This is a genomic window from Shewanella sp. KCT (assembly GCF_007636505.1).
In the GTDB taxonomy this organism is placed as follows: domain Bacteria; phylum Pseudomonadota; class Gammaproteobacteria; order Enterobacterales; family Shewanellaceae; genus Shewanella; species Shewanella halotolerans.
Genome location: NZ_LVDJ01000003.1, coordinates 297,243 through 311,505, shown reverse-complemented (window position 1 = coordinate 311,505; position 14,263 = coordinate 297,243). Strand labels below are relative to the sequence as shown.

Below are 14,263 nucleotides of genomic sequence, written 5' to 3'. Positions count from 1 at the left end.
TACCATAAAAAAAGGCCCTAAATAGGGCCTTTTTATCAGATATTTATACTAAAACTATTAGCTTACTCTTAGAACTTCAGAGTGTAGCTTGCGCGGTATTCGCGGCCATAGTTGTTGTACAGGTCAGCGTTTTCGAACTTACCGTCTGAAGATAGAACAGGATCTTCGTCAGTTAGGTTGTTAACACCTAGCATGATTGAACCGAATGAACCTGCATCATAGGTGTAGCTGATGTTGTGGATCAACCATGAATCTAAGCTACCTTCTGGAACAATAGTGTCACCAACTGACTTGCTTGACTCGTAAGTGCTGTCAGTGTAGTTCATGTTCCAAGATACGCGGTGGTCACCCATTGTATAAGTAGTAGTAAATACAGACTTGTACTCAGGCTGTCCTGACCAACCAGCAGTGTCGATTGCTCCTGAACCACCTTCAACTTCTTCAACATACTCAAGAACGAAGCTGTTAGTCCATGCGATACCGAAGTCACCGAAATCAGTTTCAAAGTTACCGTTTAGACCAACGTCGATACCTTTGATCTGTAGCTTATCGCTGTTGCCATAACCAGTACCAACTTCTAATGCCTTACCTAGTTTACCTGCTTCACCTGGAGCACGAACTACGTAGAAGGTATCAGATGGAGCCAGGTTACCACTTGCAATACCACGCATTACGTTAGTGATAGAGCGACGGCTGATAACGTCATCAATCTTCAGGTCGAAGTAGTCAACCTTAATACCAAAGTTATCTACGATATCCCATGCAAGACCCAAGTTGATGTACTCAGAAGTCTCAGGACCTAGGTCCTTGTTAGCACGGATGTAAGTATCGTATTGCTTCTCTGGACAATCAGCAATGCCGTTAGATACACAGTATGGGTAGTCAGTACCGTCATCAGCACTGAAAGTGGTTGCAGCATATAGCTGATCCAGAGCTGGTGCACGGAACGCTTCAGAGTAAGAAGCACGTACAACTAAGTTATCCAGAGCTTGCCAACGGACAGATGCCTTAGGCGCTACGTTGTTACCGAAATCGCTGTAATCATCGTAACGAGCTGCGATGTTCAGTTCGATGGTGTCAGTCAGAGGCATAGCCGCTTCATAGAATGCAGCCCATACTTGACGGTCGCCGCCAGCAGAGTTACCGGCGCTACCACCGATCAGACCCGCTTCAGATTGCGCGTCATAGATAGAAGCGAAATCTTGCTCGAAGTACTCCATACCGAAGTAGTGCGCAACAGCACCACCTGGCAGTTCAAATGCATCGAAACCGATACCAGCATTGTACTGGTGGAAGGTAGCACGGTCTTGAGTCAGAGTAGTGGCCTTCATGTTGTTTACACCAGCTTCAGAACCCAGATCGATTCCGTTAGCTTCGTTGTAAGCAAGACCAGAGTAGCTCAGGTAGTATTCACCGATAGACTTGTTATCGGCCTTGTTGTAGTGGTAGTAGAATTCCCAAGTCGCATCGTTCCACGCGCTGATAGAACCACGAAGACCAGTCAGGTAATCTTGGTTGTAGTCATCTACGTTACCGTCACGAGTACCGATACCAACCCAACGGAAGTAACCTTTAGTTTCTTCGCCGTAAGGGTTATGTGGGTTATCGGCAGACATATTGTTCCAAGCAGCAGCTGGAGGTGCATAACGACCGAAAGAGTTGTTCTGAGTGAACATGATGCGACCGAACCACTCTACATCTTCAGCGATTTCATAGTTTGCATCTACATATACAGTGTTACGGTCAACAGAAGCTTTGTTGTAAGAAACGTTACCGTATGCATACATACAGTAAGTTGAACCTGGGCCCCAGTCATCGTCAGCTTTAACAGTCTTGAATACGTTGTCGCCGTATTGTGCTGCTAAGTCATCACAAAGTGGTGAAGCTTGAGCTTCTGAGAAGTCTGGAGAAGCAATGGTTGCACCATAGATAGACCAGCCATCAGTTTCGCTGTAAGCCTGGATTTCACCGTCACCGTTCAGGTCACGCATCCAAGGAGCTGAGAAAGCACGGTCGCCGTCGGCGATACCCTTACGGTCTTGGTGGTCGAATGCAAAGGTAATGTTACCCTTGTCCATTTCATAACCAGCAACCACAGAGAATTCTTTACTTGTAAGGCCGCCATCACGGTCACGTGAACCGCCACCAACGTTGAATTCGATACCTTGGAAGTTCTTCTTCATGATGATGTTAACAACACCAGCAATCGCGTCAGAACCGTAAGTAGAAGAAGCACCGTCGGTTAGAATTTCAATACGCTCAACCGCTGCCATAGGGATGGCGTTAAGGTTAGCAGAAGAACCACCTAGAGTAGGTGAACCTGGGAAACGCTTACCATCGATCAGAACTAGGGTACGGCTTGAACCAGCACCACGTAGGTTGATTGTTGCTTGAGACTGAGCAGAGCTACCTGAACGCTCAGAGAATGAACCAAAAGAGTTTAAGTTACTGTTACGTAGCGCATCGGCTACTGTAAAGTTACCTTCAACTTTCATATCGTCTGCAGTGATCGTTGTTACAGGTGAAGCACCTTCAAGATCACTACGCTTAATGCGTGAACCAGTAACTTCAATACGTTCAACTTTATCTGCAGCTTGCTCGTCTGCCGCGAATACTGCTGGGGCAGTAAAAGCTGTCATAGCTGCACCGCTAACTAGTGCGAAACGCACTGAATTAGCTAATAAGCTGTTCTTATACATGTTGTTTCTCCCTGGACTTTATTTTTTATTTTTGTGTGAAAGTAAACACAAATAAACACCAATCGTTACACTTGTGCACATTCGCCAACAAATAGAACCACATGTGAAACATTTAATCAACAATCGCATCACTATTTTCACAGATTTAATTGGCGATCGCTCAATTTGTAGACGCCTGTCACAATAAGTCAGATTTTTGTTAGCTGTAACAAGTCAACGATTTTTGGCTAATATTGCCGTTACCAAGCATTACAACTAGAGAGACGAAACAGATAAACCGAATAAAAACAATCAAATACAAGACAAAAGCGTGCATAAGCCATAAGCAGAACAAACTAAATTAGCCAAGTTATTAATTAGCGGTTTATCAAACTAATGATCGACAAGATGTTAAATATAGGTAGTTGTCACAAAGAGCTTAATTGTAAAATCACGCTGTCATTTGGGTAAAATCGGCAACCGCACGTAAAGAATTGATTACAAATTAACCTGCTGGTAAAGGTTAAATCGCAGTAACTCTCACATAAGGCCAAAATTTGGCAGCATCAGGGGTAGTTAAGATCAAATAAGGTAAGGACTAAGTTTAAACCAAGACCCGACTATGACTAGAATCAGCGCAGATCGAGACTAGTCTAGAGTCAGGCAATGAGACCTAGCTTCGACTCTTGATAGACACTTAAATGGCGGCGTTCAAATTCTCATAAATAGAATGGATGGAAGGGCTTAAGGCGGAAGTATCACTCGCCATCAAACAGATAAGAATTGGGATTTTAGAAAGGTAATAAAAAAGCGCCTATTAGGCGCTTTTTTTGAATTGATCAGACTTTCACTCTTAATCACAAGGTGTATTACAGAGTGTAACGAATACCTATGGCTATACCGTCTTCTTCGAATTTAGCCTGGGCTTCAGCATCGGCACCTTCAAACTTACTGAAGTCTTTACGGCCTTCAACATAAAGCACTGTGTTGGCATCCCACACATAGTGCAGACCAACAACCACGAACTGACGCTTGAACGAAGAGTTAGGGTCAACATTGTTAGGCTGGATCACATAGTCCTTACCCGCATCTAAGATGTTGTACGAAACAAAAGGACGGAAACCGTTGTCGAACTTGTAAGAGAATAGCGTTTCGACACCGTACGAATCCTTGATCAGACGACCCAGGTTATCGGTATCGTGGTTCTCGTTCTTGTTGAAGTTAGCCGCGCCATAGAAACCGTCGGCGTCCCAGTTACCCCAGGTCACACCCATACCGTAGATCACGTCGATTGCGGTGATCTGCTCAGAAGTCTTTCTGAAGGTGACATCAAACTCACCACGGTTGATACCGGCAGAGACAGAAAGCTTGTCGTTAACCTGATAGGTCGCAGACGCACCATAGGTGTAGTTGTACTTAACTTCTTCTGAATCTAAGACAGGATCTTGGCTGTCCCAACGCTCTTTACAGTCGGTAGACAGGTTAGGATCATATTCACAGGTATAGAACTTATCGTTCTTTAGCTGCGCCTGAACCGCAAAGCTCAGATCGCCTACGCTGTTACGGTACTGAACGATCTTGTCACCACGACCCACACCGTTTACCGCACCATCTGCCTTGTTATAGGTGTAAACACCGGCAGCGTTACCGTCCCATACGAAACCGTAGTTAGTGTTGTAAACCACGTCATACCAAGCACCCCACTGCTTACCTATGGTCAGGCTACCATAGAGATCGTGGGCGATACCGACATAACCGAGACGGTTGTTAAGAAAGTCACCGCTCTTAGATTCGAAGTTACTCTCACTGCTGTAAACGATTTCGCTGTTACCGAATGGGTTAACACCCCACTCCAGCTTAGTGAACGCCTTCCAGCCGTCGCTCATCTCACGGGTGAAACCAAAATTGATCCGTGACGCACCGTTAACCACTTCAGTTGAACCTTGAGTGTTAATAACACGGGCATCAATAAAACCACCAATTTCTACCGCATTTTTATCGTCTTTATAGATTTCGATAGCGGATGCAGCGGGGACAAAAATGACAACCGCTAACGCTGTTGCTATTACACTCTTCTTCATCTGTTAGTCTAACCTTTTGTTATGTTCAGTTTGCTTTATCTTATTGTGCGACATTCCGTTGTTTTATTTCGTTCCAATTTCAGCTAAAGACTAGCAAAAGATTAGCATTCCCTCAAAGACGAATATCACAATAACGGCGCTATTTTTCACCAAGTTAACTAAAGAATGCCAGAAAACTCAGACTTTACACCAAACGTTAACAACTCATCACTATCTCAACAACCAGAAAACAACTAAATTAACGACATTTGCTTGGCCACAAGATTATTGAAACTAGTGTTTAAAATTGAAAGTATGGGATCAGAAATGGGTGCGATCTGTTTATTCAGATAATACTGATAATCGATCTTTCCGAGTAGATGCTGTACAGGTTCGGCGCCATTTTGCGTCATCAGGTAGCTAATTTTTTCGCCACGCTTACCATGACTGTCATCGCCACTTCGCTGGCACCAGAGGGTCGCCGCCTTCACATGGGGTGATGACTTGGCGGTATAGTCTTCGATGTTGCGCCTGAGGCGTTTAGAGAAGATCAGCTTGTCGTCGAGCTTTCCCTGCTGCAGCGCATCCACAATTTGTTTTAAATAGCCGAGCACATCCTGCTTGGCAAACAGGCGATAATAGAGCTCGGCCTGCACCTCCCGCGCCAAGGGGCTCCAGTCACTCCTCACCTGTTCCATTCCCTTGAACACCAGCTTGAGGCTTTGGTCCTCCTGCAGGTAGGCGCCCACATAACGCTTCTTTGAGCCCTCGGTCGAGCCACGCAGTGTCGGCATGAAGAACTGCTCAAAATGTCGCTCATATTCAAGCTCGAGATAACAATCTAACTGAAACTCCTGCTTGAGCTTGAGTCGCCATTTCTCGTTGATCGATGCGACCAACTCCCTAGCAAAGGCGTCGATATCACCGACACGCTCGGGCGAGGAGATATGCACGAAGGTAGAGTCGGTATCGCCATAGATAACGGTCAAGCCCTGAGCCTCAATCCATTGCTTGGTCTGCTTCATGATCTCATGACCCCTTAGGGTGATCGAGCTTGCCAGGCGCGCATCGTGGAATACGCAGCCGCGAGACCCCAACACTCCGTAGAGAGAGTTCATGATGATCTTTATCGCCTGCGACAGGGGGGCGTTAGCTTCGCGCTTGGCTTCTTCGCGCTTGGCAGACAGGCTTGCGATAAGCTCAGGCAGAATAGGAGAATTGCGACTAAACTGGGCGCCCAAAAATCCGGGCACGGTGTCATTGCCTTCACTTGCTCCCTTTACCTCAGCATTAGCCCCTTCTTTTAATCCTTCCACCAGCCCCTTGGGATCGATTAAGAAGGTTCTGATAATAGAGGGATAGAGGCTCTTAAAATCGAGCACCAATATATGTTGATAGAGACCGGGTTTGGAATCCATCACATAGCCGCCTGGGCTCTCTATGCCATCGCTGACCGGCACACTGGGCGCCACATAGCCGGCGCGGTGCAGATGGGGCAGATAAAGATTATTAAACGCCGCCACCGAGGCGCCGACCCGGCCGAGCTCTAAGCCGGTTAGACGCGAACGCTCCATCACAAAGGCCAGCAGATCGGTTTTGGCAAAGATCTCCCACACCAGGCGACAGTCGGTAATATTGTAATGGGCCAGCGCCGCCTTATCCTCACGAAACAGGATCGCTATCTCCTCGGCGCGGTGACTGACGTTGTGAATCGCCTTCCCCTCGCCGAGTAGCTCTCTGGCGACAGACTCAAGGCTAAAACTGTCAAACTGATAGAAGGCCGCCTTGAGCCAGTCGATGCCATCGAGCACCACACGGCCCGGCAAGATTAAGGTCTCGGGTCGATATTTGTTATCGACACGCCAAGAAAGCTGAGTGCCTAGCCTGCCAAGCGTCAGCGGAATATTGAGCACCTTGGCTCTGCGATACAAGAGCGCCAGGTCGAAGGTCACAACCGCCCAGCCTATGATGATGTCTGGATCATTGAGCTTAAACCAATCCAGCAGCGCCTTAATCAACGCCGCCTCATTGGGCACAAGCTCTAGATACTCAGGCGGCGAGTCACACGCCTCCCCCACCATGATCACCTGTTGATAGGGCTCGCCGCTGGCCGATTGGCCGTACAGCCCGACACTAAAAAGCTCTCCATCCATGGCACATTCGAAATCCAGCGAGACCACAGCCAGCTTAACTTCTCGATTAACATCTAGCTCACTCCGTCTGGCCCGCTCGGCGATGAGCGTAGGCGTGTCTAGTGCTTGGCTTTGCCAGCGGCCGATAAACTCTACGTCCAAGGCGATGTAACGTTCGATGAGATAACGCTGCTCGGCCCTGAGTTCAGACTCGTAAAGGGAGATCCCCTTATCGATGGCGATACGGCTTAGATGACGAAAGCTTTGATTATTGGCGAAATAGAGGGCGCTGACCGGCTCATCGTCGAAGGTGGTCAGGTTAAGCGCTTCGCTGCGTATCCAACTCTCATGGTTGCCGCCGAGCAGACTCAATTCATCCTGAGTACGACAAAAACAGATGCGCTCGCCATTGGGCACAATGACCCGAACCGGCCCTTCGGCCGTACTAAGGTAATAATGTAATTCGCTGCCTTGGTGGTGACGGGTTAAGATCCGCCCTTTTACGCTCACCAGCGGGGTGTTTAAATCATGCAAGCCTGGCTATTATCCAATTAATTTCAACACATTAGGTGACACGACAACAAATAAGTCGTGAATTCCTTACTTCAACTCTTCTTAGGCTATGTAATCACTGTTATTATGTACAGCATTATTTGCCAGCACTAAGCCTTCATGTTATCTGCCGACGTTAAAACCCAGATCCGAACGATTTACAAAGAGATTGCCGCCGCCCTGCCTAACTTTAGATCGCGCCGGGAACAAAATTATATCGTCGCCGAGATCTCCAAGACACTCGCCGGTGAATATGACAAGCATAGACGCATCATAGTGGTCGAGGCAGGCACTGGCATAGGCAAGTCACTGGCTTATATCTTAGGCTCGATTCCGCTGGCACTAGCGAGCAAGAAGAAGGTCTGTATCGCTACCGCCACGGTTGCCTTGCAAGAGCAGCTGCTCAATAAGGATCTGCCCTTCTTCTCCAAGCAATCTGGGCTTAATTTCACCTTCGGCCTGGTAAAGGGGCGTCAGCGCTATGTCTGTCTCTCTAAGCTTGAGATGCTGATCGGCGGCGATGACGGCACTCAGATGGCCATGTGGCAGACCAAGCCTGACCATAGCCAGGTCGAGCTCTTACAAGGCCTGCTGAAAGACTTTCACGAAGGACGCTGGAACGGCGAGCGAGACACACTGTCTCAGCAGCTGCCCGATCACCTGTGGCAGCAGATCGCCTGTGATAAACACAGCTGCCACAGACAACTCGCCAGCCACAGGCACTGCCCCTTCCATAAGGCCCGTGAAGATGTCGACACCTGGGATGTGCTAATTGCCAACCATAGTCTGCTGTTTGCCGATCTCGAACTGGGCGGCGGGGTGATTCTGCCAGATCCGGAAGAGCTCTATTATGTGATCGACGAGGCCCATCACCTGCCGATAGTGGCCAGAGACTTCTCCAGCGCCCAGGCAACCCTTAGGGGCGCCATCGACTGGCTGGAAAAGGTCGGCAAGACCAGCGCCAAGCTGCAGAACCAGCTCAAGAGCAACAACATCATAGCCCCCGCCCAGGCCATGCTAGATCACATCAACGATCTCACCAGCCTACTCACCAGCGTCGCCCAATATTGCGACGGCCAGGCGTCCAAATTTGATAACCCCGAGCGGCGCATCCGCTTCGAACACGGCAAGCTACCGGCGGCCTTAACCATGCTGGCAGAAAACCTGGCCACGGCGTCGAGCAGTGCGCTCAAGCAATTTAACAAGATGCTGGTGCTGCTCAACGAGGCGATTAAGGATGGCGAGCTACCTAAGCATCAATCTGAGCAGCTACTAAGCGAAACCGGCTTCATGTTACAGCGCCTGGAGAATCTGCAGAAGCTGTGGAAGATGATGGCCAAGGAAGACAGCGCCAAGGGAGCGCCCATGGCTCGCTGGGTCGAGCATCTGGTGGGTAAGCAGAGCGACTATCTGTTTAATGTCTCGCCGATCGAGGTGGGTTATATGCTCGAGAACCTCCTATGGGAGAAGGCTGCCGGCGTGGTGCTATGTAGCGCGACCCTGAGGGCACTGAACAACTTCAATCACTTTACCCATCAGGTGGGGCTCTCCATCAACGATGGCAGTCGCTATCTGGCCATGGACAGCCCCTTCGACTTCCAGCAGAACGCCACCCTGTATCTGCCCAAGATGCGCACCGAACCTACGGACGATCGCTATACCGACGAGCTGGCGGAACAGATCCTCACGCTTATCGACGGTGAGATGGCGACCCTGGTGCTATTTGCCTCCTACTGGCAGATGGAGAAGGTGGCCGATCTGGTCAGAAGCAAGATTAAGTCGCCGCTGCTTATTCAAGGGGAAGCCTCCCGTCAGCAGCTGCTGCAAGATCATAAGCAGCGCTGCGATAATGGCGAGGTCAGCATCATCTTCGGTACCGGCAGTTTCTCTGAGGGTCTCGACCTTCCCGGCGACTACCTGACGAACCTGATTATCACAAAACTACCCTTTGCCGTGCCCACCTCACCGGTGGAACAGGCACACGCAGAATACATTAAGGCAAAGGGAGGAAATCCCTTCTTACAGCTGACGATCCCAGATGCTTCGCGTAAACTGATCCAAAGTTGTGGTAGATTACTGCGTAAAGAAGAGGATTATGGCAGAATCACCATATTGGATCGCCGTTTAGTGACCAAACGCTACGGCAAATCCCTACTGGATGCCCTGCCTCCCTTTCGTCAAGTCATTGAATAAAAAGCTATCTAATAGAAAGCAACCGAATAGGATAACCATTGGATCTATTACTCGACCCAGGTAGCTGGGCGATTCTGGCTGCGACCGGCTTTATCGCAGGTTTTATCGATGCCGTCGCCGGTGGCGGCGGCCTGCTGTCGATCCCGGCCCTGCTCACCATAGGCATTCCACCCCATACGGCGCTGGGCACCAACAAGCTGGCGGCCAGCTTCGGCTCCTCCATGGCGGCCTTTACCTACTATCGCAAGCAGTTTTTCACTCCCAGGTTTTGGTATCACGCCTCCATCGCCACCTTTATCGGCGCTGTCATAGGCACCTTTGTGGTCTATCTTATCGACAATCAATGGCTGGAGAAGTGGCTGCCGCTGTTTATCATCGCCGTTGCCCTCTATACACTACTCAAACCTAACGCCATGGGCTGCCCCACCTATGAGCCACCGGTAAAGGCGCCCTCGAAGTTCAAGCAGTGGCGCCAAGGGCTACCGCTTGGCTTCTACGACGGATTTGCCGGTCCAGCGACCGGCGCCTTCTGGACCATCAGCAGTGTGTCTCAATATAAGCTGCCAGTGCTCAATAGCTGCGGCCTTGCCAGAGCCATGACGCTGATCAGCAACCTCACCTCACTGAGTGTATTTCTGGCATTAGGCCAGGTGAACTTGATGGTTGGACTGTCGATGGGGCTGTGTATGATGCTAGGGTCATTTATCGGCGCCCGCACCGCCATCAAGTTTGGCGTGCCTTTTATCCGCCCCCTGTTTATTAGCATAGTGATACTCATCGCCATTAATCTGGCCTGGGGAGCCTGGGCATGAAGACAAATGAACTTATCTACCGCCTGCGAGTCCAACTGAAACAGTTAGAGCAAGAGGTGCTGCAACACGACAGCCAATTGCCTAAGGGGCAGCGCAAGCTGCTGCAAGAAACCGAGCGATTTAACGACAATCTGTTTAATCAGGCGGGTGCTCAGCTTGGCCCCTGCATTGATCAGCTCAGTAAGAAGATTGCTCAGCTGGAGAAGTTGCTTCAGGGCAATATTTCGGCGACGACCATCGCCCTGGCCTGCGAAGGTATTCAGGACAGGTTTACCGCCCTGAGGCGCGCGTTGAATACTACGGCACTAGGGGTAAAGTCGGCCGAGCAGCAGAAGGCGTCTCGCATCGCCCACGCGCGCAAGCGGCGACAGAAGAGCCATGCCCAGAGCGGATTTAGTTGGATCGCGGCCGGCGTGATGAATAACAGCCACCAGCTCTATGAAGAATTGAACAAACATATGAACTGGGTTCACACCTTTGAACAAAAAATTGCGCATTTGCAATCTAAGCTTGAAAACTGTCATAGTGCTGACAAAATTGCACTGCAAAATGAAATACTTTTGGTCCATCGCCGCTTAGGCAAGTGCCGACAAGCTATCAGCTATATAGAAGATCGTATTCAGGCGTTCGAACGCCCATACAAGCATCAGAATCGTTAAGGAGCAACAATGAAATCAATCAAGCCAATCACCGCTTTAATCGCTCTGCTTGGTGCCTCATCGGCAATGGCTGCCAACCTCTCCATCCCCATGGCATTCGAATACCTTGCCCTAGATGGCAAGAAGGTAGAAGGCAGCCTGTTTAATCACAAATCTGATCTTGAGCTAAGCCAAGGCACGCACAAAATCGCTATCCGTTACCATGACATGGTACAAGACGACTTTAGCGACAGCGAAAGCTTTGTAAAATCATCTCCCTTCATCGTGACCCTGGCGGTTGACGGCGACTATGATTACCGCCTGCAGCCGGCCGAAGGCGAGATCATCAAGAAGCCCAAATCATTCGCCAAATCACCAGCGGTAGTGATCAGCCGTATCGATGGCGGCGCGGTCAACTACAAGGTGACTCACACCGAGCTCACTGAAGACAGCTTCGTCAGCAAGCTGTTTAACGGCAACTCGGGTCAGGATATCGAAACCGCAGCCGCAGCCGCGACAGGTACAGCCGTCGCCGCTCATGCTACTGCGCCTGTGCAACCAGCTGGTACTGTCGAAGCCGTCACCCTACCTGCCACGCTACCGGCCAATCCAAGTGCAAGCGATGCCGATCATGCTCAGCAGATGTTGCAATACTGGTGGCTACATGCCGACGACAAGACACGTAAAGAGTTTATGAGCTGGGCTATCAAACAGCTGTAACTTTTAGATGGTTCCACTCGTCTATCACGCCAGCTATTCACAGCTGGCGTTACCTCACCACCACAGATTTCCCATCACTAAATACCAGGCACTCTACCAATACCTGTTGGACAGACAGATAGTCGACCCGACCGCATTTCACTCCCCCGAGGCAGTCGGCCTTGAGTGGCTGAAATCAATCCATTGTCCCGACTATGTCATGCAATTTATCGAGCAGCGTCTGCCCGACAAGGCGGTGCGTCGACTGGGATTTCCTCTGAGCGAGCGGTTGACTCAGCGGACACTCTACTCTGTCGGCGGCAGCCATCTTGCCTGCGAGCTGGCGGTAAAACACGGCATAGCCCTGCAACTGAGCGGCGGTTATCACCACGCCCACTATCAATTTGGTAGCGGCTACTGCGTATTTAACGACCTGATCTCCGCCGCCCTGCATGCTCAGAGCCTGGAGGGGATAGAGACAGTGCTCATCTTCGACTGCGACGTGCATCAGGGCGATGGTACCGCCGCCATGGGCCAGGCCTATGACAACCTCTACACCTGCTCCATTCACTGCCAGGAAAACTTCCCCGCCCGCAAACAGATCTCAGATCTCGATCTGGAGTTGAGCCGCGGTGTCGGTGATGAGGAATATCTCGAGGCTGTCGCTCAAACCTTAGCGCTCGCTATTCGCCTCTATAAGCCGGATCTGATTATCTATGATGCTGGGGTCGATGTGCATCAGGATGACAGGCTAGGCCATCTCAATATCACCACTGAAGGGATCTACCAAAGGGACAGGCTGGTGCTGGACAACGCCAAGGCGGCCGGCATTCCCATCGCCTGCGTCGTCGGCGGGGGGTACAGCAAGGAGATAGAGGTGCTCGCCGAGCGCCACGCGCAAGTTTTTATTGCCGCTCATGCCATATGGTAGCAAACTAGATTATGCTTAGTTAAACCACAACGGAGCCTGAGGGAGAGACCTATGCAACTGGAAATTCGCAATTATTACGAAGTGCTGTTGATGGAGTTACTGTCTGATGAAGGATTATTTGACGAGCTACCCGAAGACTATTTAGCCGATCTCTGCTGCGTGACCCTAAACCAACTGCCGGTGCGCTATATACGTCATCTGGTGGATACCTATTTCTTCGAAGACTACAACGAACTCAAACAGATGAAGGAAGAGATCCAGACCGCACTGGAAAAATCGCGCGCCTTCTTAAAGTCAAAACTACCGGAAGAGCAGATTCAGGCAGAGTAGCCCAGGGGAAACGTCAGACAATTCTGGTGCATCGCCGTCATATGCAAAACCAACCGCCGGAAACTTTCTCTGGTGGTGAGCGACTTTCTGCTATCAGACTTCCCCAGAATAAATGGGCAGAATACCTTGTTAAACCATTGGTAGCTAAGCCTCAAGTAGCTGAGCCTAGAGCACGACAACTCACGCAAGCCAGATGCCTGATGTCCGTTACATCGACGAGATTGAAACAGATAAGGAGGATTTTTAGATAGACTATTTATCATCGAGTGTACCACCTGAGGTATTTCTGAGTTAACTCGTTGATAATAGTTAGGATTGGAGGTTCCCCTAGAGCCAACACCCCGGCACATGAGTCGCCTGCTGCGGTTGCTCCCTTCCGGGCCTGGCCGAGTTCACAAGTTATCATTGCGGGGGGACCCTAGGGTCACCATAGATTCTCAAGCAATTAAATCCTTAAGACGGCGTGCATTATCTACTATGGCAGCCCGGCAATCAAGTCAATAACCAAGAGTAATCGCCAGAATAGGCCCAACTGCCCATTCTATAAACAAAAGCCCGCGAGTGCGGGCCAAATTCCATCGACGCTCATGGTGTCTACAGGGCCAATATCGCCTTGTTCTGTTCGATCACCTTAGGGCCGATACCCTTTACCTGGGTTAATTCTTCAATACTGTTGAATTTACCGTGAGCATCTCGGTACTCGACTATGGCCGACGCCTTAGCTTCACCGATCCCCTTGAGCCGAGTCAGCTCCTGGGCGCTTGCGGTATTGATATTAACCTGGCTTAGGCTCGCCTGGGCCGTGTCGGCAGGTATCGAAACCTGTTCGGCAGCCAGAGCGGGAAAGAGGGAAAATGACGCTACGACGAACGCAGCTAAAAGTAGGTTCTTCATTGGGGCTCTCCTTAAATATCCTTATGCTGTTCATGGCCAACAATCCATTTTCCTCGGCCACCTCGAAAACATAGAACAGCTTCAAAAATTTCGCCAATTCGTGACCGACAAATATACCGAGCCGACCGCCGCGAGAGATAGATCACAAAATAAATTATATTAATTTATTTCAGTCTGTTATTAATTAGCGCCCCGTTACCCAGCCGCCGTAAAAAAAATTGATCGCCAGACGTCACTACAGCGTGATCAACACAGCAAACAGCCACAGAAAAGCGATCTGAATCACACCCAAATAAGTATGAAATGTAGTTTTGCCACAGAAAAAATTTAGTTGCGCCCCGCAA

10 protein-coding genes and 1 other RNA gene are annotated in these 14,263 nt (G+C 49.8%); 6 read left to right on the top strand and 5 right to left on the bottom strand.

Going from position 1 to position 14,263, the window contains the following annotated elements; translation table 11 throughout:
• Positions 1-68: 68 nt before the first annotated feature.
• The 3 genes from AYI87_RS06270 to AYI87_RS06260 form a co-directional block, all read right to left on the bottom strand.
• Complete coding sequence (locus AYI87_RS06270; protein WP_144200527.1) at positions 69-2,699, bottom strand: TonB-dependent receptor; 2,631 nt, start codon at positions 2,697-2,699, stop codon at positions 69-71.
• Between the two features lie 848 nt (positions 2,700-3,547).
• Positions 3,548-4,759 carry a porin gene (locus AYI87_RS06265; protein WP_144200525.1) on the bottom strand — a complete coding sequence of 404 codons (1,212 nt, stop codon included), beginning with the start codon at positions 4,757-4,759 and terminating at the stop codon, positions 3,548-3,550.
• A 233-nt stretch (positions 4,760-4,992) separates the two neighbouring features.
• Positions 4,993-7,404: a DNA polymerase II gene (locus AYI87_RS06260; protein ID WP_409928962.1), complete on the bottom strand. Its 2,412-nt coding sequence runs from the start codon at positions 7,402-7,404 to the stop codon at positions 4,993-4,995.
• A gap of 138 nt (positions 7,405-7,542) precedes the next feature.
• Here AYI87_RS06260 and dinG point away from each other — a divergent pair, with 138 nt between their 5' ends.
• From dinG to AYI87_RS06230, 6 genes are read left to right on the top strand one after another with little or no spacing between them, the layout of a single operon-like run.
• Positions 7,543-9,615 carry an ATP-dependent DNA helicase DinG gene (dinG, locus tag AYI87_RS06255; RefSeq protein ID WP_144200523.1) on the top strand — a complete coding sequence of 691 codons (2,073 nt, stop codon included), beginning with the start codon at positions 7,543-7,545 and terminating at the stop codon, positions 9,613-9,615.
• Positions 9,616-9,653: 38 nt separating this feature from the next.
• Positions 9,654-10,427 carry a sulfite exporter TauE/SafE family protein gene (locus tag AYI87_RS06250; protein WP_144200521.1) on the top strand — a complete coding sequence of 258 codons (774 nt, stop codon included), beginning with the start codon at positions 9,654-9,656 and terminating at the stop codon, positions 10,425-10,427.
• Positions 10,424-11,086, top strand: a complete 663-nt coding sequence (locus AYI87_RS06245; RefSeq protein ID WP_144200519.1) for a primosomal replication protein — start codon at positions 10,424-10,426, stop codon at positions 11,084-11,086. The genes AYI87_RS06250 and AYI87_RS06245 overlap by 4 nt, the downstream gene beginning before the upstream one ends.
• A gap of 9 nt (positions 11,087-11,095) precedes the next feature.
• Positions 11,096-11,785 (top strand): DUF2057 domain-containing protein, encoded by a 690-nt coding sequence (locus tag AYI87_RS06240; RefSeq protein WP_144200517.1) that lies wholly within the window; start codon positions 11,096-11,098, stop codon positions 11,783-11,785.
• 7 nt (positions 11,786-11,792) lie between these two features.
• On the top strand, positions 11,793-12,695 hold the full coding sequence (locus AYI87_RS06235) for a histone deacetylase (protein ID WP_144200515.1): 903 nt from the start codon (positions 11,793-11,795) through the stop codon (positions 12,693-12,695).
• A 51-nt stretch (positions 12,696-12,746) separates the two neighbouring features.
• Entirely contained in the window at positions 12,747-13,025 is a 279-nt protein-coding gene (locus tag AYI87_RS06230; protein WP_144200513.1) for a late competence development ComFB family protein, read from the top strand.
• Positions 13,026-13,349: 324 nt separating this feature from the next.
• Here the strand turns inward: AYI87_RS06230 and ffs are convergent.
• An RNA gene (gene ffs / locus AYI87_RS06225) (signal recognition particle sRNA small type) lies at positions 13,350-13,447 on the bottom strand.
• 172 nt (positions 13,448-13,619) lie between these two features.
• The gene (locus AYI87_RS06220; protein ID WP_144200512.1) at positions 13,620-13,919 is read right to left on the bottom strand and encodes a ComEA family DNA-binding protein; all 300 of its coding nucleotides are present in this window, start codon (positions 13,917-13,919) and stop codon (positions 13,620-13,622) included.
• Positions 13,920-14,263 lie beyond the last annotated feature (344 nt).